The organism is Leptolyngbya sp. KIOST-1 (genome assembly GCF_000763385.1).
In the GTDB taxonomy this organism is placed as follows: Bacteria; Cyanobacteriota; Cyanobacteriia; order Phormidesmidales; family Phormidesmidaceae; genus Nodosilinea.
Window position 1 is genome coordinate 3447234 of sequence record NZ_JQFA01000002.1, and the last position, 24468, is coordinate 3471701.

At 58.3% G+C, this 24468-nt stretch carries 25 protein-coding genes and 1 pseudogene; 16 read left to right on the top strand and 10 right to left on the bottom strand.

Annotated features, from left to right (window positions below; genetic code table 11):
- Window positions 1-286: 286 nt before the first annotated feature.
- Entirely contained in the window at window positions 287-2194 is a 1908-nt protein-coding gene (gene dnaK / locus NF78_RS15220; protein ID WP_035987639.1) for a molecular chaperone DnaK, read from the top strand.
- 170 nt (window positions 2195-2364) lie between these two features.
- Here dnaK and arfB read toward each other — a convergent pair whose 3' ends face one another.
- Window positions 2365-2778 (bottom strand): alternative ribosome rescue aminoacyl-tRNA hydrolase ArfB, encoded by a 414-nt coding sequence (arfB, locus tag NF78_RS15225; RefSeq protein WP_035987641.1) that lies wholly within the window; start codon window positions 2776-2778, stop codon window positions 2365-2367.
- 120 nt (window positions 2779-2898) lie between these two features.
- Between arfB and NF78_RS15230 the strand changes: the two genes are divergently transcribed.
- From NF78_RS15230 to NF78_RS33520, 8 genes and pseudogenes are all read left to right on the top strand, one after another.
- On the top strand, window positions 2899-4011 hold the full coding sequence (locus tag NF78_RS15230) for a TPM domain-containing protein (protein WP_081972646.1): 1113 nt from the start codon (window positions 2899-2901) through the stop codon (window positions 4009-4011).
- A 517-nt stretch (window positions 4012-4528) separates the two neighbouring features.
- Entirely contained in the window at window positions 4529-5437 is a 909-nt protein-coding gene (locus NF78_RS28340; protein ID WP_081972647.1) for an AraC family transcriptional regulator, read from the top strand.
- 192 nt (window positions 5438-5629) lie between these two features.
- Entirely contained in the window at window positions 5630-6196 is a 567-nt protein-coding gene (locus NF78_RS15240) for an MAPEG family protein (protein ID WP_035987643.1), read from the top strand.
- Between the two features lie 405 nt (window positions 6197-6601).
- Entirely contained in the window at window positions 6602-7405 is an 804-nt protein-coding gene (gene mddA, locus NF78_RS15245) for a methanethiol S-methyltransferase (RefSeq protein WP_081972648.1), read from the top strand.
- A 151-nt stretch (window positions 7406-7556) separates the two neighbouring features.
- Entirely contained in the window at window positions 7557-7718 is a 162-nt protein-coding gene (locus NF78_RS31210) for a hypothetical protein (RefSeq protein WP_156119783.1), read from the top strand.
- The gene (locus NF78_RS15250) at window positions 7719-8237 is read left to right on the top strand and encodes a cupin domain-containing protein (RefSeq protein WP_197064850.1); all 519 of its coding nucleotides are present in this window, start codon (window positions 7719-7721) and stop codon (window positions 8235-8237) included.
- 56 nt (window positions 8238-8293) lie between these two features.
- Window positions 8294-9382 (top strand): methyltransferase, encoded by a 1089-nt coding sequence (locus NF78_RS15255; RefSeq protein ID WP_081972649.1) that lies wholly within the window; start codon window positions 8294-8296, stop codon window positions 9380-9382.
- A 189-nt stretch (window positions 9383-9571) separates the two neighbouring features.
- Window positions 9572-9877: pseudogene (locus tag NF78_RS33520) on the top strand (TPM domain-containing protein); the annotation flags it as partial.
- Between the two features lie 213 nt (window positions 9878-10090).
- On the opposite strand, the gene NF78_RS32995 reads toward NF78_RS33520, so the two are convergent.
- The 3 genes from NF78_RS32995 to NF78_RS15275 form a co-directional block, all read right to left on the bottom strand.
- A complete protein-coding gene (locus NF78_RS32995) occupies window positions 10091-10804 on the bottom strand; it encodes a tetratricopeptide repeat protein (RefSeq protein ID WP_035987654.1) in 714 nt (237 codons plus the stop codon).
- 140 nt (window positions 10805-10944) lie between these two features.
- On the bottom strand, window positions 10945-11844 hold the full coding sequence (locus NF78_RS15270; protein WP_035987657.1) for a phosphatase PAP2 family protein: 900 nt from the start codon (window positions 11842-11844) through the stop codon (window positions 10945-10947).
- A gap of 84 nt (window positions 11845-11928) precedes the next feature.
- Entirely contained in the window at window positions 11929-12108 is a 180-nt protein-coding gene (locus NF78_RS15275) for a DUF1328 family protein (protein ID WP_035987660.1), read from the bottom strand.
- A 153-nt stretch (window positions 12109-12261) separates the two neighbouring features.
- Here NF78_RS15275 and NF78_RS15280 point away from each other — a divergent pair, with 153 nt between their 5' ends.
- Entirely contained in the window at window positions 12262-13176 is a 915-nt protein-coding gene (locus NF78_RS15280; protein ID WP_035987662.1) for a macrolide 2'-phosphotransferase, read from the top strand.
- 144 nt (window positions 13177-13320) lie between these two features.
- A complete protein-coding gene (locus tag NF78_RS15285) occupies window positions 13321-13707 on the top strand; it encodes a VOC family protein (RefSeq protein ID WP_035987665.1) in 387 nt (128 codons plus the stop codon).
- Between the two features lie 226 nt (window positions 13708-13933).
- Here NF78_RS15285 and ppsA read toward each other — a convergent pair whose 3' ends face one another.
- On the bottom strand, window positions 13934-16426 hold the full coding sequence (ppsA, locus tag NF78_RS15290) for a phosphoenolpyruvate synthase (protein WP_035987668.1): 2493 nt from the start codon (window positions 16424-16426) through the stop codon (window positions 13934-13936).
- Window positions 16427-16729: 303 nt separating this feature from the next.
- On the opposite strand from ppsA, the gene NF78_RS15295 reads away from it, so the two are divergent.
- From NF78_RS15295 to NF78_RS15315, 5 genes are all read left to right on the top strand, one after another.
- Complete coding sequence (locus tag NF78_RS15295; RefSeq protein ID WP_052050528.1) at window positions 16730-17557, top strand: ABC transporter permease; 828 nt, start codon at window positions 16730-16732, stop codon at window positions 17555-17557.
- 5 nt (window positions 17558-17562) lie between these two features.
- Window positions 17563-18183, top strand: coding sequence for a glutathione S-transferase family protein (locus NF78_RS15300; protein ID WP_035987671.1), 621 nt, complete (start codon window positions 17563-17565; stop codon window positions 18181-18183).
- A 359-nt stretch (window positions 18184-18542) separates the two neighbouring features.
- On the top strand, window positions 18543-19145 hold the full coding sequence (locus tag NF78_RS15305; protein WP_225885303.1) for a hypothetical protein: 603 nt from the start codon (window positions 18543-18545) through the stop codon (window positions 19143-19145).
- Window positions 19146-19183: 38 nt separating this feature from the next.
- A complete protein-coding gene (locus tag NF78_RS15310; protein ID WP_197064852.1) occupies window positions 19184-19675 on the top strand; it encodes a hypothetical protein in 492 nt (163 codons plus the stop codon).
- Window positions 19676-19799: 124 nt separating this feature from the next.
- Window positions 19800-20549, top strand: a complete 750-nt coding sequence (locus tag NF78_RS15315; protein ID WP_035987677.1) for a DUF4058 family protein — start codon at window positions 19800-19802, stop codon at window positions 20547-20549.
- 55 nt (window positions 20550-20604) lie between these two features.
- On the opposite strand, the gene NF78_RS15320 is transcribed toward NF78_RS15315, so the two are convergent.
- From NF78_RS15320 to NF78_RS15340, 5 genes are all read right to left on the bottom strand, one after another.
- Window positions 20605-20997 carry a phage holin family protein gene (locus NF78_RS15320; RefSeq protein ID WP_052050529.1) on the bottom strand — a complete coding sequence of 131 codons (393 nt, stop codon included), beginning with the start codon at window positions 20995-20997 and terminating at the stop codon, window positions 20605-20607.
- Entirely contained in the window at window positions 20990-21469 is a 480-nt protein-coding gene (locus NF78_RS15325) for a hypothetical protein (protein ID WP_035987679.1), read from the bottom strand. The genes NF78_RS15320 and NF78_RS15325 overlap by 8 nt, the downstream gene beginning before the upstream one ends.
- Before the next feature lie 57 nt (window positions 21470-21526).
- On the bottom strand, window positions 21527-22090 hold the full coding sequence (locus NF78_RS15330; protein WP_035987682.1) for a DUF4126 domain-containing protein: 564 nt from the start codon (window positions 22088-22090) through the stop codon (window positions 21527-21529).
- Between the two features lie 5 nt (window positions 22091-22095).
- A complete protein-coding gene (locus tag NF78_RS15335; RefSeq protein ID WP_035987684.1) occupies window positions 22096-23163 on the bottom strand; it encodes a hypothetical protein in 1068 nt (355 codons plus the stop codon).
- 81 nt (window positions 23164-23244) lie between these two features.
- Window positions 23245-24237 carry a hypothetical protein gene (locus NF78_RS15340; protein WP_035987686.1) on the bottom strand — a complete coding sequence of 331 codons (993 nt, stop codon included), beginning with the start codon at window positions 24235-24237 and terminating at the stop codon, window positions 23245-23247.
- Between the last annotated feature and the right edge of the window lie 231 nt (window positions 24238-24468).

The window sequence follows — 24468 nt, forward strand, 5'->3', positions numbered from 1 at the left end:
GCTGGGCGGAGCCTGAACGGGCCCTATCCTGGCACTCGCGCAGGGCATACGTAACGCCGTCCGTGTTTCCCAGGGCTTGGCTGCTGCGAAGCACCTCCACCCTTTCACCCATCTACCCCCCACCCTTTCACCCATCTACCCCCCACCCATCCCCCCGCCCACTCACCCACCCGCCCACCCACCCACCCCTACCCCGCCTTCGACGGTTCGGTATCCCCTCCTTCAGGGAAAGGGGCTTTGCCAGCACTATAGATATAGCTGTCAAGCCGGAGTAAAGAAAAAACCTATGGGTAAAGTAGTTGGAATTGACTTGGGAACGACCAACTCTGTGGTCGCGGTTATGGAAGGGGGCAAACCCACCGTAATCGCCAACGCTGAAGGCTTTCGCACCACGCCCTCGGTGGTGGCCTATGCCAAAAACGGCGATCGCCTCGTTGGTCAGATCGCCAAGCGCCAGGCGGTGATGAACACCGAAAACACCTTTTATTCGGTCAAGCGCTTCATTGGCCGTCGCTACGACGAAGTGGGCACCGAGTCCACCGAAGTGGCCTACAAAGTGCTGAACGTGGGCAACAACGTCAAGATTGACTGTCCCCAGGCGGGTCAGCAGTTTTCCCCCGAAGAAATTTCAGCGCAGGTGCTGCGCAAGCTGGCCGACGATGCCGGTAAGTACCTGGGCGAAAAGGTCACCCAGGCGGTGATCACCGTGCCCGCCTACTTCAACGACTCCCAGCGCCAGGCCACCAAGGACGCGGGCAAAATTGCCGGTCTAGAAGTGCTGCGGATCATCAACGAGCCTACGGCGGCCTCGCTGGCCTATGGGCTAGACCGCAAGAGCAACGAAACCATTCTGGTATTTGACCTCGGCGGCGGTACCTTCGACGTCTCCATTCTCGAAGTCGGCGACGGCGTGTTTGAAGTGCTGGCCACCTCTGGCGACACCCACCTGGGCGGCGATGACTTCGACAAAAAGATTGTGGACTACCTGGCCGGTGAGTTCCAGAAGCTGGAAGGCATCGACCTGCGCAAAGACAAGCAGGCCCTCCAGCGCCTGACCGAGGCCGCTGAGAAAGCCAAAATTGAGCTGTCCAGTGTTACCCAGGCCGAAGTCAACCTGCCCTTTATCACTGCCACCCAGGACGGCCCCAAGCACCTGGAAATGACCCTGACCCGGGCCAAGTTCGAAGAACTCTGCGCCGATCTGATCGATCGCTGCCGGATTCCGGTGGAGCAGGCGCTGAAGGATGCCAAGATCGCCAAGACCGCCATCGACGAGGTGGTGCTGGTGGGCGGCTCTACCCGCATTCCCGCCATTAAGGATGTGGTGAAGCGCACCCTCGACAAAGAGCCCAACGAAACCGTCAACCCCGACGAGGTGGTTGCGGTGGGTGCCGCCATTCAGGGCGGTGTGCTGGCCGGTGAGGTGAAGGACATTCTGCTGCTGGATGTCACCCCCCTGTCCCTGGGTGTGGAAACCCTGGGCGGCGTGATGACCAAGCTCATCCCCCGCAACACCACCATTCCCACCAAGAAGTCGGAGGTGTTCTCGACTGCCCAGGATGGCCAGACCAACGTGGAGATCAAGGTGCTCCAGGGCGAGCGCGAGATGGCTAGCGACAACAAGAGCCTGGGAACCTTCCAGCTCTCTGGCATTCCGGCCGCGCCCCGCGGTGTGCCCCAGATCGAGGTGATCTTCGACATCGATGCCAACGGCATTCTCAATGTCACCGCCAAGGACAAGGGCACCGGTAAAGAGCAGACCATCACCATCTCTGGGGCCTCTACCCTGGACGACAACGAAGTCGAGCGCATGGTGAAGGATGCCGAAGCCAACGCCGCCGCCGACAAAGAGCGGCGTGAGAACATCGACCTCAAGAACCAGGCTGACTCGCTGGCCTACCAGGCCGAGAAGCAGCTGAGCGACATGGGCGACAAGGTGCCCGCCGCCGACAAGGAGAAGGCCGAGGGACAGATCAAGTCTCTTCGCGATGCGATCGCCGCCGAGGACTTTGGCACCATCAAAACCCTCACGGGCGAGCTACAGCAGACCCTGTACAGCATCAGCAGCAACCTGTACCAGCAGGCGGGTGGCGATGCCGGTGCCGCTCCCGGTCCCGATGCTACCCCCGGCGATAGCTCCGGTGGCGGTGACGATGTCATCGATGCCGAGTTCTCTGAGCCTGGCTCGAACTAACTGGGCCACTTAGCCCACGGCTTTGCTCTGGCTAGCTAGAAAGGCGGATAGCGAAAATGCTATCCGCCTTTTTTTGGTTTTATACCCTATTCTGAACGAATGCCCCCAATTTCTGTGCCCTATCCAATACTCCAGGGTCAAAGACGAGGCTTTTTGCAGCTTTGAGTTAGCTAATCTCGCAGGTTGCCCCGCTGGGCTTTGAGCTGGCTGCGTTTGGTTTTGCTGTCAAGGCGCTTTTTCTGGGCGCTTTTGGAGGGTTTGGTGGGTTTGCGCTTTTTGGGGGTTACGGTGACGCTCTGAATTAGCGTCTTGAGGCGGTTGAGGGCGTCGTCTTTGTTTTGCTCCTGGGTGCGGTGCTGCTGAGCCTTGATCACAATCACGCCGTCCTGGGTGATGCGGCTGTCGTTGAGGGCCAGCAGGCGCTCTTTGTAGAGCGGCGACAGGGAGGAGGCGTGAATGTCAAAGCGCAGGTGAATGGCGGTGGCCACCTTGTTCACGTTTTGGCCCCCCGCCCCCTGGGAGCGAACGGCGCTCAGCTCGATTTCGCTGAGGGGAATAGCGGTGCGGGGCGTGATTTGCAGCATGGGAGACAGCGGGCATCTATCTCCACCATAGCCCCATCCCCAGCGGAAAGGAACCGAGCCGGGAGGCAGACTGCGCTGGCTGGGGAATGCTTGAACCAGTCGTTCGCTGAGTATCCTGGTATGTGGATCAAGTCTGTCACTGACCGATCGCTTTGGAGAGTGGGGCCAGGGCGATCGCGCTATTGGCTACTGGGGCTAGTGAGCGCGATCGCCCTGTTGCTGCTTGCGCTCGCGGGTCCAGCCCAGGCGGCTTATCCTGCTTTTTTAGATGCCTATGTCAACGACTATGGCCAGGTGCTCAGCGACGGCGAAAAGAGCTTGGCCAGGGCTCAGCTAGACCAGTTTCGCCGTCGCACTGGAGTCCACGCGGTGCTGCTGACGGTAAACTCGATCTACGACTACGGCACGGGCGATGCCGCCCTCGAACCCTTTGCCACCAACCTGTTCAATACCTGGGGGATTGGCGATGCCGGACGCAACGACGGCATTTTGCTGCTGGTGGCCCCCGGCGATCGCCAGGTCCGCATCGAGCTGGGCATGGGCTACGATCGCAGCTACGACCGGGTCGCCCAGGCCATCGTAGACGACGCCATGCTGCCCCAGTTCAGGCAGGGCAATATTGGCCAGGGCACGCTGATCGGCGTCAACCAAATTGTCCAGAAGTTTGACCCCAGCAGTCCGCCAGCGGTCAACCCGGTGCTGGCCTACCTGCCTCCCGAACTAACCGAATGGGTGTCGCCCCAGGTTGCAATTGGCGGCGGCCTGGCGGCGGGCGGAGTCGGCCTATTTGCGGGAGGGTTGGCCCTCAAGCGGCTACAGCGATACCGCCCGCGCCACTGCCCCAAGTGCCGCGTCGCCCTCCAGCGCCTGGACGAGCAGGCGGACGATCGCTACCTCAGCCGTGGCCAGCGCAAGGAAGAATCGCTCCAGTCGGTGGACTACGACGTCTGGCTTTGCCGCAGCTGCGGGCACCACGATGTGCTTTCCTACGGCAACCTGTTCTCGGGCTACCAAAAATGCCCTGGCTGCCGTCACCGGACCATGACCGTGACCAGCCGCACCCTGGTTGCCGCAACCGAGCACCGTACCGGTACAGCGGAGGTCCACGAAGTGTGTCAGTTCTGCGATCGCAATCGCCGCAGTACCCGTACATTACCTCGCCGGGATCCTCCCAGCGGGGGCAGATCGGGCGGCGGGCGCTCCTCGGGGGGTGGAGCCTCGGGCCGCTGGTAAGGGCTGGATCAGGTTATTCCAAGCCTGAGGATTGGCAGAATACGTCATATCTGGATGCGGATTGTAGGTTGCTTGGAGGCTGGCAGAACAAACGTATACCAAATTCGGTTTGAAAAAAGAAGGAGACTTTCTGCGCTTGTGAGTCGTCGAAGTAATCCCGGTTTTCTCAACAAGCTGGTGTTTGAACTGGCTTATTGAAAAATACGAGGATGAGTTTAGATTGCAATACCTGCTTGGCAATTTAATGCTGATTAATCGACTCAATCTCTTGTGCTTGCGATCGCTTATACAGCCCTCATTCCCAGGAGTGGGCAATTGCAACTATGCGATGGCCAAACTGTTATCACAGGCTGCTGTGGCTAAGTGACTGAGCGTGTTTTTTTATTCGGAAAGCATTAATCCGATCGTTAAGAGTGTTGTCATTGGTTGATTCTTCTTCCTCAAAACATTAGGGTGACCCTATTAGCCGTTGTACGGTTCGCTAAATTTGAAGATGCACTCGGCATTTCCCTGACCGATGCTTAGAAGTAAAGAGCCAAACGTTTTGACCCATTCACATGTTCCTGGCTGGGAATATGTTACCGGCGTGCCAACGCCTGGCTTGCGGTCTTCGATTGGTTTTTACAGTGGCTACTACCAAAATGCAGACCAACCAGTGCGCCGTTTACAAGCACCGAGTGCCCGGGTAATGCTTGTTTTGGGATTTGGCGCTGATATGAGCATTCGCCAGATTGACTCTGATATCAATTCTGAAGTCAATCAATCCTTTGTGGCTGGACTGGATGCCCAGCCCCTGTTGAGGGAGCACAACGGGGAGCGATATTGCATTGCGATCGCGTTGCCCCCCTGGGCCGCTTATCGACTGTTTCAAGGTGCAGCGACTGAGTTTGTTCAAGACGTCGTTGCCCTGGAGGACATTTGGGGCGATGTTAATCTGTATATGGAACAACTGAGTGAACAATCGTCCTGGCAACAACGGTTTGCAGTAGTCGATCGACTACTGCAAGAAAAATTCAAAACTTCTAAGTACCGCGTTCGTTCCGAGATTTGCTGGGCGTGGGATCAACTGGCGGCCCGAGGCGGTTGTATCTTGATCCGACAGTTGGCGCGAACGATTGGCTGGAGCGATCGCTACTTTATCAAGCGCTTTCAGGAGCAAACGGGGATAACCCCCAAGGCAGCGGCCCGCCAAATGCGATTTACCCAGGCTTACAAACTGCTCAGGACTTCCCATGACCACACCCTTAGCGAGATTGCGCTAGCGTGCGGGTACAGTGACCAGAGCCACCTCACGCGAGAGTTTCATACTTTCTGCGGCTGTTTGCCCACCGCTTTTCAGAAAGCTAAAGCTGCGGAAGCTGACTTTCCTGGCCTGCCAGGAGAGCCTGGGATTCCAGGCGATTTGGGTGGAGATTTTGATCGATAACTTGTGACTGATGGTGAAGGTGGTGACAATGGCGATCGCTATTGATCTGCCCCTCGGGCGAACGGAAAATCCTGATAAAAACTTCTGCCTACCCGGACTGGAATTCCTTGATTCGCTTGATTCAACCGTTACCTGAGCCCCGATCTCATTGCAGGCCAGTCGCAGACAGGAGACTCACCCAGGAGAAAACCCATGTCCCAGCAATCTAACGCGCCAGTCAATCTGCACCAGGAAGAGCAGTCCATTCGGCAAGCCGGAACCCTGTCGCTGCTGCTCTGCGCCTTCTGTTTTGCGATCGGCTATGTCACCTTGCCTCGGGTGTTTGAGTTCCCCACACTGCTGATGAATCGGCTAGCCTTCGCTTTGCAGGCCAGTGTGTTTGCGCTGCTGTGGGTGCTGATCGGGGTGATGATGGTGTCCGCTGGACGGCGCAAATCCGTCGAAGATGTTGGGGGAGCCGCTTCTGGTCCCCCCAGTGGCAAGATTGCCGTTTCGGTGGCCTTTCTGCAAAATACTCTGGAGCAAGCGGTGCTGGCGGTAGGAGCCTACCTGGCCCTGGCTACTCTGCTCAGCGGTCCCTGGCTGTCGCTGATTGTGACGGCGGTGGTGCTGTTTGGGGTGGGGCGGCTGCTTTTCTTGAGGGGCTACCGCCGCGACCAGCGGGGGGCAAAGGGGCGAGCCTTCGGCATGACCCTGACGATATGGCCGACCCTGGCCGGGTATCTGCTGGCGATCGCCCTGATCGTCATTCCTGCATAACTTCGCCAATCCCCATTTTTGGCTTTGCTAAATATAGGGATGACTTAAAAAAAGTCAATGCTTCTCGTAGAGACAAACGGTCGTTTGTCCCGTTTTCCTCTAGCCAAACTCATTTCTCAATTCAGCCAGGCCCGATTTTTTTGCCCATTTTTCCTGGTACGTATCCCTAGAATTCCGCTGGCTAGGCGGAGGCGTTCGCTCTGTGGCTCTCCCGACTACTACCGGAGCGAAAACGCCGTCAGGAGGTCAATTTTTTTCAAGACTGTACAGAGCCTATAGCGCTACGATGCTTGAACTAGACTTCAGTCAATCCTGATCCTTCGTGGTGAAGGTAATCCAGAAGATGATCTCCCATCTCTATAAAGATTGTCAGAGGTCACCGGAAAAATTCAGGGAGGAAAACGAATGGTCACTCAAGCACCAGAAACACCCGCCCAAAACAAACGGCCCAGAAAATGGTTTAGAGTTCTGGCATTTATCTATGGTCTGGTTTGTTACGGAGTCTTTTTTGTCACAATTCTGTACGCGATCGGGTTTGTCGGCAATCTGTTCGTGCCGAAGTCAATTGACTCTGATCCCGTTAACTCCCTGAGTCAGGCAATTATTGTAGATATTGGCCTGCTCGGCTTCTTTGGCTTACAACACAGCGGCATGGCCCGCCAAGAATTCAAATCTCGGTGGACTCGTATCGTGCCCAGGCCGATTGAACGCAGCACCTACGTTCTGTTTTCCAGCCTTTGCTTACTGACCCTCTTTTACTTCTGGCAACCGCTCAGTATCACGATCTGGCATGTGGACAATCCCCTTGCGCGCCAGGTGCTCTATGGCTTGTTTGGGATGGGCTGGTTGACCGTATTTGCCAGCACTTTCTTAATCGATCATTTTGATTTGTTTGGCTTGCGCCAGGTGTACTCTTATCTGCGGAAAAAGGAGTATACACCGCCTGAATTTGTCACCCCTGGCCCTTACAAATACGTTCGCCATCCGCTCTATGTCGGTTTTTTCATTGCCTTCTGGGCAACACCGACGATGACGGCTGCCCATCTGGTGTTTGCCGTTGTCACCAGCCTTTATATTTTGACCGCCATTCAACTGGAAGAGCGCGATCTCGTCAGGCTCCATGGCGAAGACTATGCAGAGTACCGTCGGCAAGTGCCGATGCTGATTCCATTTAGCCGCACTGGAGAGGAGGTGAACAAACAGCTTTGATAATGGCCAAGGCAATTTTTCGAGAATATTCTTTTAAGAGGACGGTCTCGTTGCTGTAATTGTTCAGTTGAATCTGTTCAATTTACAAACAGTATTGCTGTCTCTGAGCACAAATTTCAATTTTCATTATTCATTTACGAGAAAATTAGCCATGTCTGTTAATAAGGAAGAACTTGACAAAGCTGTTAATGCTGCATTGAATGGTCTCGAACTCCGAGATGTGCGCTTTTCGCAATATCGATTTAACGTCAAGCCTGCTAAGATCACGCGCTCTGGCGGCACCGTGACTGTGGTGGGTGGTGAAGAAAGTTGATTGCCACATCTTGTTGATTTTGGAAATAGAGCCATGTTATCGACACGCTTTTTTGTCAAACGATGGGTTAAGGCTGTGGTCCTGTCATTTGTGGCCCTAGCCGTTATTGCCGCCTGTGCTTTAGCTGTTGCGCCAGCAAGGCCAATTCTCTGGGCCGTCAATGATCCGCAGTTAGAGTGGGGAGCCTGTCCCGATTTCTTTCCAACGGGCTGTGAATTGGCGGTGCTTCAGGGTGATCCGGCTGAGAACAACTCAGATATTTTCTTCAGGGTGCCGCCCAATTCTGCCTTACCACTCCACTATCACACCTCAGCCGAACGCATGACCCTGGTATCGGGCAATCTGCAACTGACCTTTGCGGACCAGGAACCCATGCAAATCGCACCGGGCAACTACATTTATGGCCCGGCAGAATTGCCCCACGCAGGCTTCTGTGCGGCAGGGGACCCCTGTGTGCTGTTTATCGCCTTTGAATTGCCGATCGATGCCATTCCAGTTGAACCGTTGGAGCAAGCTTGATGCCTTGGATTTGGGGTATCCAGAATTCTACAAATTCATCGTAAAAAGGAGGAAATATGGTTAGTCAAACTCAATCTGCCGCCACAGCATCGCCCCAACCCGCAGATATCGTCATGCAAATGGTGATGGGTGCATGGGTGTCCCAGGCCATTTCGACTCTGACCCGACTGGATGTACCCGATCGCCTCAAAGACCACGGCCCACAATCGGTTCAGGCATTGACCCAAAACCTGGGCGTTGATGCCAAACCGGAATTTTTAGAACGGGTGCTGAGGGCCTGTGCCAGCATTGGACTGTTCAGCGAGAGTGCAGACGGACGGTTTGGCATCACTCCCCTCTCGGAGGTATTAACCAGTGATTCCCCCATGTCCCTCAAGAAGCTGACGGAGGTTTTTGGAGCCAGTTGGTGGCAGCTCTGGGGGGGACTGGAGAATGCCCTGAGAACCGGACAATCGCAGCCGATCGCCCGGTTTGGCATGAACTATTGGGAGTACTGCCTGTCCAACCCCAGGGAAATGGCCGACTTTGCCGCCGCTATGAAAGCCAACAGCCTCAACTCTATGCGGGGCGTGCTGGGCCATTGCGACTTTTCCCAGGCCAAAACAGTGGTGGATGTGGGCGGGGGTGCGGGGCATCTGGCGATCGCCCTCCTCAAGCAATACCCACACCTGCAAGCGGTGGTTCTCGACCTGCCGGAGCTGATTTCCATCGCCCAGCAAAACATGCAAGGGCAGGACGAGACGATTACCCAAAGGGTGAAATTTGTCGGTGGCGATATGTTCCGGGCCGTGCCTGAAGCCGATGTCTACATCCTCAAGCACATCATGCACGATTGGGACGATGCCCAATGCCTTCAGATCCTCAAAAACTGTCGGCAAAGCATGACAGGCGATGGCCGTTTACTGTGTGTCGATGCGGTGCTTCCCCCCCTGGGCGATACCCAGGGGACACCCGCTAAGTTTCTGGATGTGAATATGATCGTTTTTGGCGGCGGGAACGAACGAACGGAGGAGCAGTGGCGAGAACTGTACGCAGCGGCAGGCTTCGAGCTAATTGCGATTACCCCGCTGCAAGATAACTTTGGCACCAGTATTGTTGAAGGCAAGAAGGCTAAGTCTAGTTCCCCCCGAGTTTGTGTCGAGTAAAATAGAGGGAAAGCGCTCAGGAGGCCAACCCGATGGCCAAGCAACGACGGAAGCGTGGAACCGCAGGCATCGCGCTATTGGCTACTGGGGCTAGTGAGCGCGATCGCCCTGTTGCTGCTTGCGCTCGCGGGTCCAGCCCAGGCGGCTTATCCTGCTTTTTTAGATGCCTATGTCAACGACTATGGCCAGGTGCTCAGCGACGGCGAAAAGAGCTTGGCCAGGGCTCAGCTAGACCAGTTTCGCCGTCGCACTGGAGTCCACGCGGTGCTGCTGACGGTAAACTCGATCTACGACTACGGCACGGGCGATGCCGCCCTCGAACCCTTTGCCACCAACCTGTTCAATACCTGGGGGATTGGCGATGCCGGACGCAACGACGGCATTTTGCTGCTGGTGGCCCCCGGCGATCGCCAGGTCCGCATCGAGCTGGGCATGGGCTACGATCGCAGCTACGACCGGGTCGCCCAGGCCATCGTAGACGACGCCATGCTGCCCCAGTTCAGGCAGGGCAATATTGGCCAGGGCACGCTGATCGGCGTCAACCAAATTGTCCAGAAGTTTGACCCCAGCAGTCCGCCAGCGGTCAACCCGGTGCTGGCCTACCTGCCTCCCGAACTAACCGAATGGGTGTCGCCCCAGGTTGCAATTGGCGGCGGCCTGGCGGCGGGCGGAGTCGGCCTATTTGCGGGAGGGTTGGCCCTCAAGCGGCTACAGCGATACCGCCCGCGCCACTGCGGCCTGCTGCAGGGCGTTCAGGCGGCGGTCCTCCTGCTTTTCGGAGGCTTGGCCCTCGCTGTCGGCAGGATCGGCCTCGTCTTTGGCAACAAGGGGCTGCCGTTTACCGGAGGCTTCTACCTGCTGGGCCAGGTCCCAGTAGGCGGTGCCCAGGTTGTTGGCAGTGGCGGCACAGCCGGCGGGGGCGGCGGGGGCGGTGCGGTACTGGAGTGCTGCCCGGTAGGCGGCGATCGCCCGTTCGAGCAAAACCATGGGCTGCTGGTGCTGGGCCAGGCTCCAGTAGGCAATGCCCAGGTTGTTCTGGATCATGGCGTATTCCAGGGGGGCTGCGGCGGCGGTGCGGTGGGCCAGGGCCTCGCTATAGGCCGCGATCGCCAGGGGTAGGTGGTGCCGGGGGTCCTGGTGCTGGGCCAGCCGCCAGTGAATTGCCCCCAGGCTGTTTTGCAGGTTGGCGTAGTCGATGGGCGACTGTGCCGCCGGACTGTGCTCCAGGGCGGTTTGGTAGGCCGCCACTGCCTTTTCGAGACAGGGCACCGGATCCTCCAGATTGGCCAGCAGCCCGTAGACGGTGCCCAGGTTGCCGGAAATGCGCCCTAGGGTGTCGGCGGGAATTCCCTGCTGGCCGCCCTGGAGGGCTTTTTCGTAGGTCTGGGCACTGCGCCGCAGCCAGGGGGCGGGGTCGAGCATGCCCTCCTGCTGCCCCTGGAGGCTATCACAATAACTGGGTGCGCAATCTGCTGATTGCCTCATCGTTGAATGGCAGAAGGCCGTTGCCCAAGAAAGCTGACACAAAATAAGTTGGAACTAGGGCTAAGTAACCAGGGCATTCAAATCCTCCTCATCCATCGAAAGACCGTAGGAGCACCAGCCCCGATCCATCCACCCACCAGGGCGTACCGCCCATAGCGCAAGCCGTAGGCAATGGGTGTTCTTCCTGAGGGAAATACGGCAGCTAAGCCAGCCCAAAGAGCAACCGCAACAACGATGCCAATCAGGTACTGAATAATTCGAGTTTGCCAAGTACCTGTTGGCTGCCAGGGTTGTCGCTGGGCGAGCCAGATTAGGCCCACAGCCAGCCCCAACCAGGTGCCTGCAACGGAAACCGGCATTTCCAGGGAAAAGGGAGGTGGGGTAGCTTCTGGGTTAATTTGTTGCAGCGTTTCCAGCCAGGGCAAAGGAAATTGGCCCATATCTCGCAACTCCGCGATCGCAATACTGGGCAGTAATAGGGCCAGGGAAGACAGGAGGGCGATCGCCATCTGAAGCGCCAATGGATAGCACAAAAACCATTGCGCCATCGGTTGAACCCACCGGTTGAACAGGAAAAGTACCACAGCCCCTGCCAACCATCCGGTCAGGACATCAATGACAAAGTGAACATCTAAATAAATTCGGGATAGACCAATGAGAAAGATCAGCAGCAATGCCCCGATTTTGATCAGGGGATGCCGTCGTTGCTGAGAAATAAGCCCCCAAACCACCACGGCATTTTGAGCGTGGGCAGAGGGCAAGCCAAACGAAACCTCAATGGCCCTTACTTCGGCGGGAGACTTGAACCAGTAGGGGCGGGGGGTGGCAAAAGCGAGCTTCAGTGCGCTATTGATGCTGGTACTGAGCAACAACAGCAGGGCAACCTGAATCCCGAGTCGGGCGTTCACACACCAGTAGAGCAGGGACACAAACATCAGAAAGAACACTTCTGACCCTAGCTGGGTAATCAACTGCATTGGCAGCTCCAGCCAGACATGGGACTGGAATAATTCAATCAACCCAGGCAGTTCTGGCGCATAATTCAAACGAAGTCAGACTCCTTAGGTGGCAAGCCCCACCCCTAAAACTACCATCACAAACAGGATCAGCGCTATCACCAGGAAAACGCCAAACAGAAGACGGGCAATGGTGGCGGCTCCCCTAGCCACACCACTGAACCCCAGGGCTCCAGCGATAATCGCAATTACGGCTGCAATGATCGCCCAGGTCAGCAAATCCATGTGACCTATCTCCAGAGAAACTACGGCTTCAACTTATGGGTTTAGGTGAAACCGATCCTCCCCCTTTTGACTGAGAAATGAATTCCTTTGGAAACAAGATTTAGCCAACTCTGGGGGATACATCTTAAACCTAAAATTGCTATTAAACGTCCTATGTCTTTTACGCCCGCCGCCATTCTGGCCCTGGCCCGCCGCCACGGCTTAGTCCTAAATTCAGACACGCTAAAACTCAATGAGTCGGGGCTAGATTTTCAGGTGGCGATCGCCCACACCCACGCCAACGCCCCCTGGCTGCTGCGAATTCCTCGGCGGCCCGATGTGCTGGCCTCTGCTCATAGGGAGCAGACCGTTCTCGCCCTGGTGCGGCCCCACCTGCCCGTACAGGTGCCCGACTGGCAGATTCACACCCCCGAGCTGATTGCCTACCCCCTGCTTCGGGGCAAACCCGCCGCCACCATTGACCTAGAGCAGCAGGCCTATCGCTGGGCAATTGACGCCCAAAATTTGCCCGACGCCTACCTTCTATCCCTGGGGCAAGCTCTGGCAGCACTTCATACTATTGAGCCCCAGACCTTGGCTGAAGCCGGGTTAGACAATCCCTCCATCGCCACGATCAGAACCACCTGGGCCGATCGCATCGCCAGGGTGAAGGCCGATTACCCGGTGAACCCGCAGCTCTGGCACCGCTGGCAGCGCTGGCTGGATAACGATGCCCTCTGGCCCGAGTGCACGGTGCTTATCCACGGCGATCTGCACCCCGGCCACACTCTGGTAAACGACCAGGCCCAGGTCACCGGGTTGATCGACTGGACCGAGGCCCGAGTAGACGATCCGGCTCCAGACTTTGCCGCCCACTACCGGGTCTTTGGCCGCGATTCGCTGGAGGTGCTGCTGGACTACTATGGGCAGAACGGCGGTACTGTCTGGCCAACCATGGCCGACCAAGTTGTGGAATATGAGAGCGCCTTTGGGGTAGAAATCGCTGAGTTTGCCGAGCGATCGGGGTTGGAGGACTATAGGGAAATGGCCAGGCCGGCTCTTAGCAGCGAGCCCAAGGTACCGTCCTAGGCCTTGATCATTGCCCCTATCAACTTGATTGAGTAGTTTTTTTGTACTATTATGGGCGCTAGGGAGAGGATGGGCCGCACATGTCTCTCCCGCTGGCCTAGAGCCGTTGACCGTATTTGGCCGAGTTCTTCACTAGCGATCGCCATGGCCTCTTCCTACAAACCCCCCAGCTATTCCTCCGTATCGCCCTACCTGGTAGTAAATGGAGCCGATCGCACCATCCAATTTCTCACCGAGGTCTTTGGGGCCACCGAACTGCGCCGCTTCACCGACGCCCAGGGCCAGGTGATCCACGCCGAAGTGCGCCTCGACGACAGCGTGATCATGCTGGGGGATCAGGCTGAGGGCTGGCCCGCCCGCCCCGCCCATGTCCACATTTACGTGCCCGACGTGGACGCCACCTATCAGAGCGCCCTGGCCTGGGGGGCCACCTCGGTGCAGGTGCCCAGCCAAAAGGATGACGACGACAAACGCGGTGGGGTGAGCGACCCCGGCGGCACCACCTGGTGGATTGCCACCCTAATTGAGTAATGGCCAAGCTACCATGGCATCCCTAGTACCCTGAGGCATAAGTCAGCCAACCGTTCCTGACACCTGACACCCGAGACCTGACTCCCTCAACAACGGTGGCAATATTTCTGCCAGGCAGTACCAGTCTTATTTTCCCCCCTGTCCCTGGGCAACAGCGGCCTGTAGGCTTTTCCACCCAGACCAGTGGGCTTCCAGGGGCTCAAGACCCCTGGAAGCTTGCCAATCGTCATCCCATCTGGTTTTCCATATCGGCAATTTCCAGCCGCGTTTTGATCACCGTGTCGGGGTTGAGGCTAATGGAGTCAATGCCCTGTTCCACCAGGAAGCGGGCAAACTCGGGGTAGTCGCTCGGCCCCTGGCCACAGATGCCGATTTTGCGGTGGTTTTCCCGGGCGGTTTGAATGGCCATCTGCACCATCCGCTTAACGCCGGTACTGCGCTCGTCAAACAGGTGGGCCACCAGGGCCGAGTCGCGGTCCAGCCCCAGGGTGAGCTGGGTGAGGTCGTTGGAGCCAATGGAGAACCCGTCGAACACCTGGCTAAACTCGTCCGCCAGCACTACGTTGTTGGGCAGTTCGCACATGACGTAGACCTGGAGCCCGTTCTCACCGCGCACCAGGCCGTGTTGGGCCATCTCCTCCAGCACCCGGCGGCCCTCGTCGGGGGTGCGGCAGAAGGGTACCATCAAAATCACGTTGGTCAGGCCCATGTCGTCGCGCACTCGCTTCAGCGCCTGGCATTCCAGGGCAAAGCCGTCGCGGTAGCGATCGTCGTAGTAGCGCGAGGCTCCGCGCCAGCCGATCATGGGGTTTTCTTCGGCGGGTTCAAAGGTGCTGCCCCCCAGCAGGTGGGCATACTCGTTGCTCTTGAAGTCTGACAGGCGCACGACGACGGGTTTGGGATAGAAGGCGGCAGCCAGGGTGCCTACCCCCTGGGCCAGCTTGTCGACGAAATAGTTGGGCTTGTGGTCGTAGAGGGCGGTGAGCTGGGCAATTTGGCGCTTCTCGGCCCCGTCGGGCAGCTGCTCAAAATTGAGCAGAGCCAGGGGATGTACCTGAATGTGGTTGGCGATGATAAACTCCAGCCGGGCCAGACCTACGCCATCGCTGGGCAGGGCGGCCAGGGTAAAGGCCAGCTCGGGGTTGCCCACGTTCATCATAATTTTGGTGCGGGTTTCGGGCAGGCTGTCAATCTGGGTGGTTTCCACCCGGTAGGGAATTTCACCCCGGTAGATCAGCCCCTCTTCGCCTTCGGCACAGGTGACGGTGACGGGTTCGCCCGTCGTGAGCCGCTGGGTGGCGTTGTCGCAGCCGACGATCGCCGGAATACCCAGCTCCCGCGCAATGATGGCGGCGTGGCAGGTGCGCCCCCCCTGGTCCGTGACGATCGCGCTGGCCTGCTTCATGATGGGCTCCCAGTCGGGGTCGGTGCGGCTGGTAATCAGCACTTCGCCAGGCCGGAACTGGGCAATCTGGTTGACATCGAGAATCACACAGGCGCTGCCCTGGCCGATCAGGTCGCCCACGGCGCGGCCTCTGGCGACGGGGTCTACGCCCTCGGGTACCTCCAGAATGTACGATCGCAGCTCGGTCTGCGATTTCTGCGACTGCACCGTCTCGGGTCGGGCCTGGACAATAAACAGCTCCCCCGTCAGGCCGTCCTTGGCCCACTCGATGTCCATGGGGCTTTTGGTGCCCCGCAGCTGGGTGTAGTGGTCTTCGATGGTGCAGGCCCAGCGGGCCAGTTGCAGAATGTCGTTGTCATCGATCGCAAAGCGGCCCTGGTCGCTCAGGGGCACGGGCTCGTTTTTGGTCAGCTCGGTGCCGCTGGTGTCGTAGACCATCCGCAGGGCCTTGGTGCCCAGCCGCTTGCTCAAAATGGGCGCATGACCGCTCTGGAGGGTGGGTTTAAACACCACGTACTCGTCGGGGTTGACGCTGCCCTGCACCACATTCTCGCCCAGGCCATAGGCGGCGGTGATCAGCACAGCGTTCTCAAAGCCCGTCTCGGTGTCGATGGAGAACATCACCCCGGAGGTGGCCAAATCCGATCGCACCATGCGCTGAATGCACACCGACAGCGCTACTTCGAAGTGGTCAAAGTGCTTTGTGGTGCGGTAGGAAATGGCGCGATCGGTAAACAGCGACGCATAGCATTTCTTGCAGGCAATCAGCACCGCCTGGTCGCCGTAGACATTCAGGTAGGTTTCCTGCTGCCCAGCAAAGCTGGCGTCGGGCAGGTCTTCGGCGGTAGCGCTGGAGCGCACGGCTACATCCACTTCGGTGTGGGCGTTGCCCGCCAGGCAAGACTCATCGCCAAAACCGAGGTTCTGGCCCGCCGTTTCGCACATGTGGTGGTAGGCGTCGAGAATGGCGGTTTTGAGATCCTCTGGAAACGTGGCGTTGAGAATCAGCGATCGCGCCTTGCGGCCCCGCCGCCGCAGTTCGGTCACATCGTTGATGTCGAAACCGCTCAGCACCTCCCGGAGCTGCGCATCGAGGCCGGTTTTCTCAATGAAGTGGCGGTAGGCATGGGAGGTGGTGGCAAAGCCCCCCGGCACCCGAATGCCCCGGGGGGTCAGCTGTTGAATCATTTCGCCCAGGGAGGCATTTTTGCCGCCCACAATTGGCACATCCTCCAGCCGCAGCTCATCTAACCAAAGCACCAGCTGCTGATCGCGCTGTCCAGAAGACTGCTGAACCACAGACGTAGCTACCATGTTGCCACCTCAAAGGAGTACTCACACAGGGTTGGCGACCGATCCGATCGCCGCCGTTGACTTGCCGTAGTGGGTCAAACAGCCAGCGATCGGGCGCGTCTTTGGACTACAAACGCGCCAATCTGCCGCATACTTCCATGCTAGAAAGCCAGGGATCAGCCCACAAGCTTGTCTAACTTTTCGTGTCTTTAACGCAACGGATATATACAGTTGCCGCTTCTATACCCTGCGATCGCTTTCTTTGGGACTAGTCAGGGCGTAAGCTAGAGACAGGCTATTAAGAAACATTGCAGGAGCCGCCCCTTGACCAACACACTCTCTCGTCCCGGCCAGAAGCAGATCGCCTCGCTGCCTCTCCGCACCCTCTGGGCCGACATGTTCACGGTGTTTTGGGGCGACTGGCTCGATCTGCGGGTTCGCATTCCCCAGGTGGCGGCTTCGGGGCTGGTGTCGCCGCTGATCTACATCTTGGCCTTTGGCCTGGGACTGGGCAGCGCCATCGACCAGGTGACCACGCCCCCGGCAGGGGACACCTACCTGGAGTTTATCCTGCCGGGTATGGTGGCCCTGTCGTCGATGGTAATCAGCTTTGGCGGCACCACGTTTTCAATCTGCGGCGATCGCCTGTTCACCAAAACCTTTGAAGAAATGCTGCTCTACCCGGTGCACCCCCTGGCCCTGCACCTGGGCAAAATGCTGGCGGGCATTGTGCGCGGCCTGATGACGGCCGGGTCGGTCATTCTGGTGGCGATTATTTTCACCGGGCGGTTTTGGAGCTTCATCAACCCGCTGTTTTTGCTGCTGGTAGTACTCAACTGCGCCGTGTTCGCGGGCTTGGGGGTAATCGTGGGGCTAAACGTGAAGTCCCTGGAGAGCGTGGGCCTGTTCAACAACTTTTTGATCGTGCCAATGTCGTTTTTGGGCGGCACTTTCTTTGATCCGTCCACCCTGCCCGTGGCGCTGAAGGTGATTGTCTACCTGTTGCCCCTCACCTATACCACCGTGGGCCTGCGGGCAGCCGCCTACCAGCCCCTGGCGGAGTTTCCCTGGTACTCGATTCCGATTTTAATTGTGGTGGCTGGGGTGTTGGCGGCGATCGGTGCCCGCCAGTTCTCCACTCAACAAGATTAGATGTCATGTATCGCCTTTACGACTACTCGCCTTCCGGCAATGGCTACAAGGTCAGACTGTTGCTCTCTCAGCTGGCCATCCCTTTTTCATACGTCGAACTCGACATTCTCAAAGGCGAAACCCGCACCCCAGACTTTTTGGCCAAAAATCCCAATGGGCGCATTCCCCTGCTTGAGATTGAACCCGACCGCTACCTGGCCGAATCGAACGCGATCCTTTTCTACCTTGCCCAGGGAACTGCATTCTGGCCAGCGGACAAACTGGCGCAAGCTGAGGTGCTCCACTGGCTGTTTTTTGAGCAGTACAGCCATGAGCCCAACATCGCTACACCTCGGTTTTGGCTTTGCCACGTCCCCGAACTCAATGCCTATCAAACAACGGCTTTGCCCTACAAGCAAGAGCAGGGTTACCAGGCTTTAGGGGTCATGGATCAGCATTTAGCCCACCATCAATACTTTGTCGAAGACCGCTACACGATCGCAGACATCGCCCTCTATGCCTACACCCACGTGGCCACCGAAGGCGGCTTTGACCTGGAGCGCTTCGCTAATGTCCGTCGCTGGTTGGCCGACGTGGCGCGTCAGCCCAACCATATTCCAATTACCCAAACGGTCTTTGAGTTCTGAGTCTCGAAGCTTTAGGGCGTGTCATCAATTGTGGCCAAAAGCTCGGTTATATCAAGCTTTGCCACGCCCGGCCCAAAGGACAGGCTAGGGGCTGCAACCCTTGATCTTTGTGCGTTGAGCGGCTAATTGATGACAGCCCCTAAAGGTCTTCATCAAAACTTTTTGCTAGGGCTTAGTCCCCATCTCCGGACAGGGGCACTCTCAAAAGGAAGAGATTAGTGCTGCTGTGTTTAAGAGGGTGTCTGCAAATGACAGGAATGCGACGGTCTGACAGGCGTACCTCCTCCGACGACAATGCCAGCAGATACCCCCAGGCAAAACGGGCTGAGCCAGCATCGTCAAGGGAACTGAAACAGCTTTTGAGCACCGCCCGATCGCAGCGGGATGAGGCGAAGGATCAGGTTGTCGAGAAGGCGCGACAGCTCGAGGAAACCCAGACGCGTTACCAGGAGCAAGCGGAAGAGCTGCAATCAACCCTGGTTCTCTACCGCGAGCAAGCGGAAGAGCTGCAATCAACCATCGTTCTCTACCGGGAAAGCCAGGAGCAGGCCAGCTCCTATCTGGCACTGTATACCGAGGAGCAGGCTAGGAGCAGCGAGCTTGAGGTCAAGTACAATCAAGTCTGCCAGGAGTCTCAGAACTACCTGACCCTGTATAAGCAGATTGAGCAAGAGCTGAAGGTCGAGCGGCGCTCAAAGGCAGGAATAAAAGGTTGGGAGACTCGACGCAAGCGGGAAAATGAGCGGCTGAAGCAGGAAATTGGCGAAATGGCGATGGTGCTGCGGGAGTCGCTGACCAAGAAAGATCAGGCAATTAAGAGCCTGGAAGAAGTGGCGGCTCGGATGGATCGAATTCAGAGTTTGGTCGATTCCGTCGACGGGGAAGGGGTCAACAACCCCGTCGGGATGCTGCAAAAGTTTCAGCGCATATGGGCAGCTGTGAAAGAAATTCTGGCGGAGTAAGGAGCGGCTCACCCATGGGCAACGATTCAGCATCGGCAATGTCAGCTTCAAAACCGGCAACCCTGGGCGATCGCCTGCGCGGCATTGCCGCAGAACTGCGCCAGGAGACGGATACGCAAATTAAGGCGACCTCCCGCATTCTGGGGGCGGCGGCTCAGATGGCCCAGAACCATGATCGACTGGTGGACGAGGTCGTGGAGATGGTCGAGGAGGATCTGGAGCGGCTGGAGCCGGGTGAGGCTGTAGCTTATGCTGTAGCCTCCTATGGCGTGGCTCAGCTGAAGCAGGACTTTAAGACTCTCAAGGCGGCGAAGGCCCATTTTGGGATTAAGGCAGGGAGCTGGGATGCTCTGGCGACCAAGCTGAATCAGGCAAGCGGCAGCTCTACCAGCCCTGGAACTGGGAGCCCAAACACGACCCAAGAGTCAGTGCTAGAGCGGCTGAGCGCGATCGAGCAAGAGATGGTGTCTCTGCGGGGCAGCATGGAGCAGGTGTTGGGCCTGCTGCAAGAGTTGGTAAAGCAGAGCTAGGGGCTGTCATTGAGGTAGATGCAAGCCCAACTGGTTAGCAGGTGAATGCGTTGGCCTTGGGGCGATCGCTCCGCTTCCAATCTTCAAATGCGATAATGACATTTTCCTCTCGTATGGCCAGCTCATGGTGCCCAGCTTTCCTGGCATGAACCCCTACCTGGAGGCCCCTGACCTCTGGCCGGAGGTGCATGCCTGGCTGATTGTGCAGCTGGCCCGTACCCTCAACCCCCGCTTGCGCCCCAAGTACCGGGCTGCCATAGAGCAGCGGGTCTACACCGACTCGCTGCTGGTGGGCATTCCCGATGTCTCGGTGGTAGAGCAGCCCCGCCCCCAGCCTGCCGCCCCCAAACCTACGGCGACTCTCAGGCAGCCCATTACTGTCAGCTTGCCCATGCCCGAAGAAGTGCGGGAGACCTATGTGGAAATTCGCCAGATCGGCACTGGCCAGGTGGTGACTGTTGTGGAAGTGCTGTCGCCCAAAAACAAGCGCCCTGGTGAAGGTCTGGCTCAGTACGGCACCAAGCGCCTGAAGGTGCTGGAGAGCCAGAGCCACCTGGTGGAGATTGACCTGCTGCGGGGGAGCGACCCGCTGCCCATGTCTGGCGGCGTAGCCTCTGACTACCGTATTTTGGTCAGCCGTGCCCAGCGACGGCCGTGGGCTGAGCTGTACCCCTTCAACCTGAGCGATGCTATTCCCCAGTTTCCCCTGCCGCTTCAACCGGGGGACGACGAACCGGTGGTTGATCTGCATCAGATCTTGCAGGATATCTATACCGCCGCCGCCCTGGAGTTCGTAATTGACTACAGCCAGCAGCCCATTCCGCCCCTGAGTTTAGCGGACTTGCAGTGGGTGCAAACCCTCGTAGAGCCATAACCCATTGCCGTCGTCTGAGGGGCAACCCCAAAGCAACGTAGCCAGTTTACAGGCCCTACTCTTCTTTTGCCTTCAGCAGCGCCATCGATCGCGCCAGCCGGGCCTGGGTTTGGGTCATCACGGGACCGCTGAGTCGAGCCCTGGCCGAGATTAAAAATCCCAGCCCCAGCACCAGGTTGACCCCGGCTACTGCGCCAATGGCCTGGAGCCACGACAGCCCCAGCGCCTGAGCAAAGACCACGCCAGCCACCTCGGCCAGCACCCCCACCGTCGCCAGCATGCCAAGGCCCAACGCCAGCATGATCAAACCGCCCAGTAGCCGCTGCCGTTCGTAACTGGCCTCCTGCAGGGCGACATCGAGATGGATATCGACTAGCAGAGACCCCAAGCGCAGTAGTCGCCGGATGTAGTCCTCAATCTGATCCCAGGTGGAGGTCGAACTAGCCACGCTTGCCTCCCAACAGCAGGCCCAAAATGAATCCCAGCCCCAGGGCGACGAGCAGGCTGGTGCCCAGATTGCTGCGGGCTTTTTTCTCCAGCTCCGGCAGCATTTCGGCCTTAAATTCTGCGATTAAATGCTCGGTGCGCGACTCCAGGTCATCCAGCAGGTGATCGAGGGTGGCGGGCAGGGCACTGTCGGAGTTATCTGAGCTGTCGGCGCTAGGGAGAGAGAGCTTGGCAACTGCCGTTTGGGCCGGTTCAATCAGGCTGGCTAGCTCGTCGAGGTGGCGGCGAATGCGGGTTTTGGTGTGGTCCAGCTCGCCACTGATGTAGTCGACGGCCTGCTCCAGGTTCCCCTCCGTGGCCAGCAGATTTTCTTCAACTAGCTGGGGCCACTCGGACAAAATCAGTGGCACCATAGCGTTGAACTGATGCTTAAAGGCTTTCTTAGCGTGGGTAAGGGCGGTTTTTTTGGCCATGGCTCAAGGCGATTCCCGTGGGTGGGTAGACATTGGGCGCGTTGGCTGAGATCGGGATCAGGAGATTCGCCGTCGTCTACGACCTCGCTGCCGAAAGACCAGGTACAGCAACACGCCTACTACCAGCAGTACCAGAATGGGCACTGCGATCGCCAGTACCGAAAGGATGGTTGAGCTGGCTAGTTCAGTGGTAGACACAGCAATGTTGCCCACCGGACCACCGGCAGCGGTGGAGGCCAGTCGGGCCAGCCCAGTGAAGGCCTGGGTGCTACTGGCCACCCCGCCCCCAGCGATCAGCGCCAGACTCCACTGCAAGAATGGATTCATATCGCCGCCTGTAACGGCCAGGGTGAGCACAGTACCGGCGATCGCCGCCGCCGGCAGCTCCACCGCATCCATCAGATTGTCAACGATGGGCACAAAGTAGATCAGTATCTCCAGAGCCGTCGCCGCCGCCAGGGCCACTAGCGCTGGGGTTGTGCCCATCCAGGCCATATTGGGCGACAGCGTGAGGTAGCCCTGCTGCGCGGCCAGGCCAGCGACTAAAAACGGCACCAAAATTCTGAACCCGGCGGCAGCGCTGAGCCCAATACCGATGGCAATGTGCAGCAGTACGTCCATAGGGTCTACTCGCCGGTCCCAGCGGCGACTGGCTCGACCGAGTCCTGGCCCAGGGAAAACACCTGTCCATCAATCAGCAGCCGGGTAATACCCTTGGCCTGTAGGTAGGGGCTGGTGGTCTGCAGCAGCGAGCCGTCGGGCACCTTGACCACCCGCTGGTTACGGCGCGAAAAGCGGCGGGCCACGTTGTGGTTTTCAAAGACGGGCAGGGTGCGCGAATCGCCCTCGGCCTCGGGAATCTGGCCCAGTTCGGCAAAGGTGCGCAGGGGCAGCACCACCAGCTCCGAAGAGGTGCGCTCTACCACCACGTAGCACAGAGACGGCAGCGCCTCGGCGGTCAGCGGCGCAATTTCAATGGGCTCCCCTGGAGCTGCATCGGCGCTCGGGCGAGGCTTGTCTCCAGCGGTGTCTCCGCCTTCCCAGGGGTACCCATCGTCGTCGTCGTCGTCATCGTCGCCGTAGTCGTCACCCAGCAGGGCGTCGTCGTCGTCATCCCAGTCGTCGTCGAGATCGACGCTGGCCTCAGCAGCATCGTTCGGCTCATCGGCGGGGGGAGAGCTGGGAGCCGCCGCCTGAGCGGACTTCAGCACCGGTCGGGCGGGCTTTTCGGGGGCCGGGGGTGGGTCGGGTAGCGACAGTTGGGCGGGCTCTGGGCTCTCCTCAGCAGCGGGCTCAGCGATGGGCTCGGCTGCTTGCGATCGCCGCTTGCGAGTGGGCTTGGGCGGCGGTGGGGCGGCCTCAGGGGTCTCCTCTGGGGGACCCGTCGGGGCCTCAGGCAGGGTCACCTCAACGACCGGGGCCGATACCTCAGGGTCGGGATCCGCATTTGTCTGGCGGCGGGGCTTGGCCGGAGCTGGGTCCGGGGCTGGCGCGGTGACGGCTTTGTCGGCTCCACGCTTCTGCTGAATGAGGACGCTGTACTCGGCTTCAGGCAGACTGGCCTTGAGCAGACGGCTAATAGTGCTGTTGCTAACCCCATAGCGCTCCGCCAGGGTTGAGGTTGTCTCCTGGGGCTGGCGGTACAGGCTCAAGATGGATGTCTTGTCAGCCTCAGTCAGCTTCTTGGGTGCCATGCCGTGGGTTCCGTAACAATGCCATCTAACATCTTAAAGCCAATATCTGCGGAGGATGTCCGGAAGATGTTTTGGGAGATTCTACCCGCGCCGTCGCCGAGGGCTGCGGCGAGAGGTGACAGACACCGCATGTTCAACCACAGCTCCCAGCCCAAAAAAGACGGCTGAAAAGGTCCAGAAGACCTCCCACAGGCTGCCTTCTACGTAGGTGCCGGTGTTGACGGCATAGGCAAAAAACATGTCGGCAATGTAGAGACAGAAGGCCGCGATCGCAATTAGCTTCCACGATTGGGAGTAGCGCCCGCCCCAAAACGCTACCAGTAGCGTGCTGGCAATAATCAGCAGCACAATATCCCCAATCAGGTACATCAGACCCACCCCGTCTGACAGGGGCTCCAGCCTCTGGTCCATCTCAAGCACCCAGGCCGGGGCATTTGACGGATCTTCTGACGTTTCAGGGGCCACCACAAGGGCGATATCAGCCTTTGCCATGGTTTCGGCCTGGGCCACATAAACGGTTGGAGCTGTGGTAACGGTTGGGGCTGTGGTCACTACCGCTGCCTCCAACGCCACTACCTTGACAAAAATCGCCAGCAAAACACCGCCCAAGCCAACCCCAAGCACTATCAGCCACTGGGGCATCTCCAGATTGAGCCGACGGGGCAGTACCGCCTTGAACATACCAGCGGCCAGAAAGACATAGCTAAAAATGTAAAAGAAATCCCCCAGGGATACCGCCGGGTCGAGGCCCCAAATGGTGCCCCAGAGAAAGAACATCACGTTGCCCAGCACGTAGAACAGCAGCCCCAGGCCAATCCAGAACCAGACATTGCGTCCGCTGGCAATTTGGGTACTGCGCCAGTTGCGAAAGCACAAAATTGAGGCCAGTAGAAAGGCCCCCGTTTCAAACACGTTAATGCCCAGCAGAAACCAGCCTGGCTGGGCACCATCTTCCCCCGGAGCCGTAAACAACAAGAAAAACAGAAGCGTAGCTATACCCCAGGCCAGGCATACTCCCACCAGCAGCGGGGTAGACGAGGAACTGGTGGAAGCGGGGGTTGATGACTTGCTCAAGGGTCCACTCCTATGGAACTCAACAGCATGAGTGCTGACCAAAAGACAGCGATGGCCCCTTGAGGGTCGGTCGTTGACCATCGCCACGGTTGCGCCGTTGGGGCAAAGCGCCTGGCGCAACGCCTGAATTGTACCGGCTTCCTTTAATGATGGGCGTCAAGCCTGCCAGAATAGAGCGAATTGGTCGTGCAGAGCAATATTTCTTTAACTCGAATCCTACTCCCTGTTCTA

Bases quoted from the DNA above. Each gene is read 5' to 3' on its own strand.
- ppsA (WP_035987668.1), bottom strand. From the start codon at position 16,426: ATGGTAGCTACGTCTGTGGTTCAGCAGTCTTCTGGACAGCGCGATCAG.
- NF78_RS15310 (WP_197064852.1), top strand. From the start codon at position 19,184: ATGTCAGCTTCAAAACCGGCAACCCTGGGCGATCGCCTGCGCGGCATT.
- NF78_RS28340 (WP_081972647.1), top strand. From the start codon at position 4,529: ATGCTTAGAAGTAAAGAGCCAAACGTTTTGACCCATTCACATGTTCCT.
- NF78_RS15330 (WP_035987682.1), bottom strand. From the start codon at position 22,090: ATGGACGTACTGCTGCACATTGCCATCGGTATTGGGCTCAGCGCTGCC.
- NF78_RS15270 (WP_035987657.1), bottom strand. From the start codon at position 11,844: ATGCAGTTGATTACCCAGCTAGGGTCAGAAGTGTTCTTTCTGATGTTT.
- NF78_RS15285 (WP_035987665.1), top strand. From the start codon at position 13,321: ATGGCCTCTTCCTACAAACCCCCCAGCTATTCCTCCGTATCGCCCTAC.
- NF78_RS15230 (WP_081972646.1), top strand. From the start codon at position 2,899: ATGTGGATCAAGTCTGTCACTGACCGATCGCTTTGGAGAGTGGGGCCA.
- NF78_RS32995 (WP_035987654.1), bottom strand. From the start codon at position 10,804: ATGCTCGACCCCGCCCCCTGGCTGCGGCGCAGTGCCCAGACCTACGAA.
- NF78_RS15255 (WP_081972649.1), top strand. From the start codon at position 8,294: ATGGTTAGTCAAACTCAATCTGCCGCCACAGCATCGCCCCAACCCGCA.
- NF78_RS31210 (WP_156119783.1), top strand. From the start codon at position 7,557: ATGTCTGTTAATAAGGAAGAACTTGACAAAGCTGTTAATGCTGCATTG.
- NF78_RS15275 (WP_035987660.1), bottom strand. From the start codon at position 12,108: ATGGATTTGCTGACCTGGGCGATCATTGCAGCCGTAATTGCGATTATC.
- NF78_RS15315 (WP_035987677.1), top strand. From the start codon at position 19,800: ATGGTGCCCAGCTTTCCTGGCATGAACCCCTACCTGGAGGCCCCTGAC.
- NF78_RS15325 (WP_035987679.1), bottom strand. From the start codon at position 21,469: ATGGCCAAAAAAACCGCCCTTACCCACGCTAAGAAAGCCTTTAAGCAT.
- NF78_RS15335 (WP_035987684.1), bottom strand. From the start codon at position 23,163: ATGGCACCCAAGAAGCTGACTGAGGCTGACAAGACATCCATCTTGAGC.
- arfB (WP_035987641.1), bottom strand. From the start codon at position 2,778: ATGCTGCAAATCACGCCCCGCACCGCTATTCCCCTCAGCGAAATCGAG.
- NF78_RS15300 (WP_035987671.1), top strand. From the start codon at position 17,563: ATGTATCGCCTTTACGACTACTCGCCTTCCGGCAATGGCTACAAGGTC.
- NF78_RS15240 (WP_035987643.1), top strand. From the start codon at position 5,630: ATGTCCCAGCAATCTAACGCGCCAGTCAATCTGCACCAGGAAGAGCAG.
- NF78_RS15280 (WP_035987662.1), top strand. From the start codon at position 12,262: ATGTCTTTTACGCCCGCCGCCATTCTGGCCCTGGCCCGCCGCCACGGC.
- dnaK (WP_035987639.1), top strand. From the start codon at position 287: ATGGGTAAAGTAGTTGGAATTGACTTGGGAACGACCAACTCTGTGGTC.
- mddA (WP_081972648.1), top strand. From the start codon at position 6,602: ATGGTCACTCAAGCACCAGAAACACCCGCCCAAAACAAACGGCCCAGA.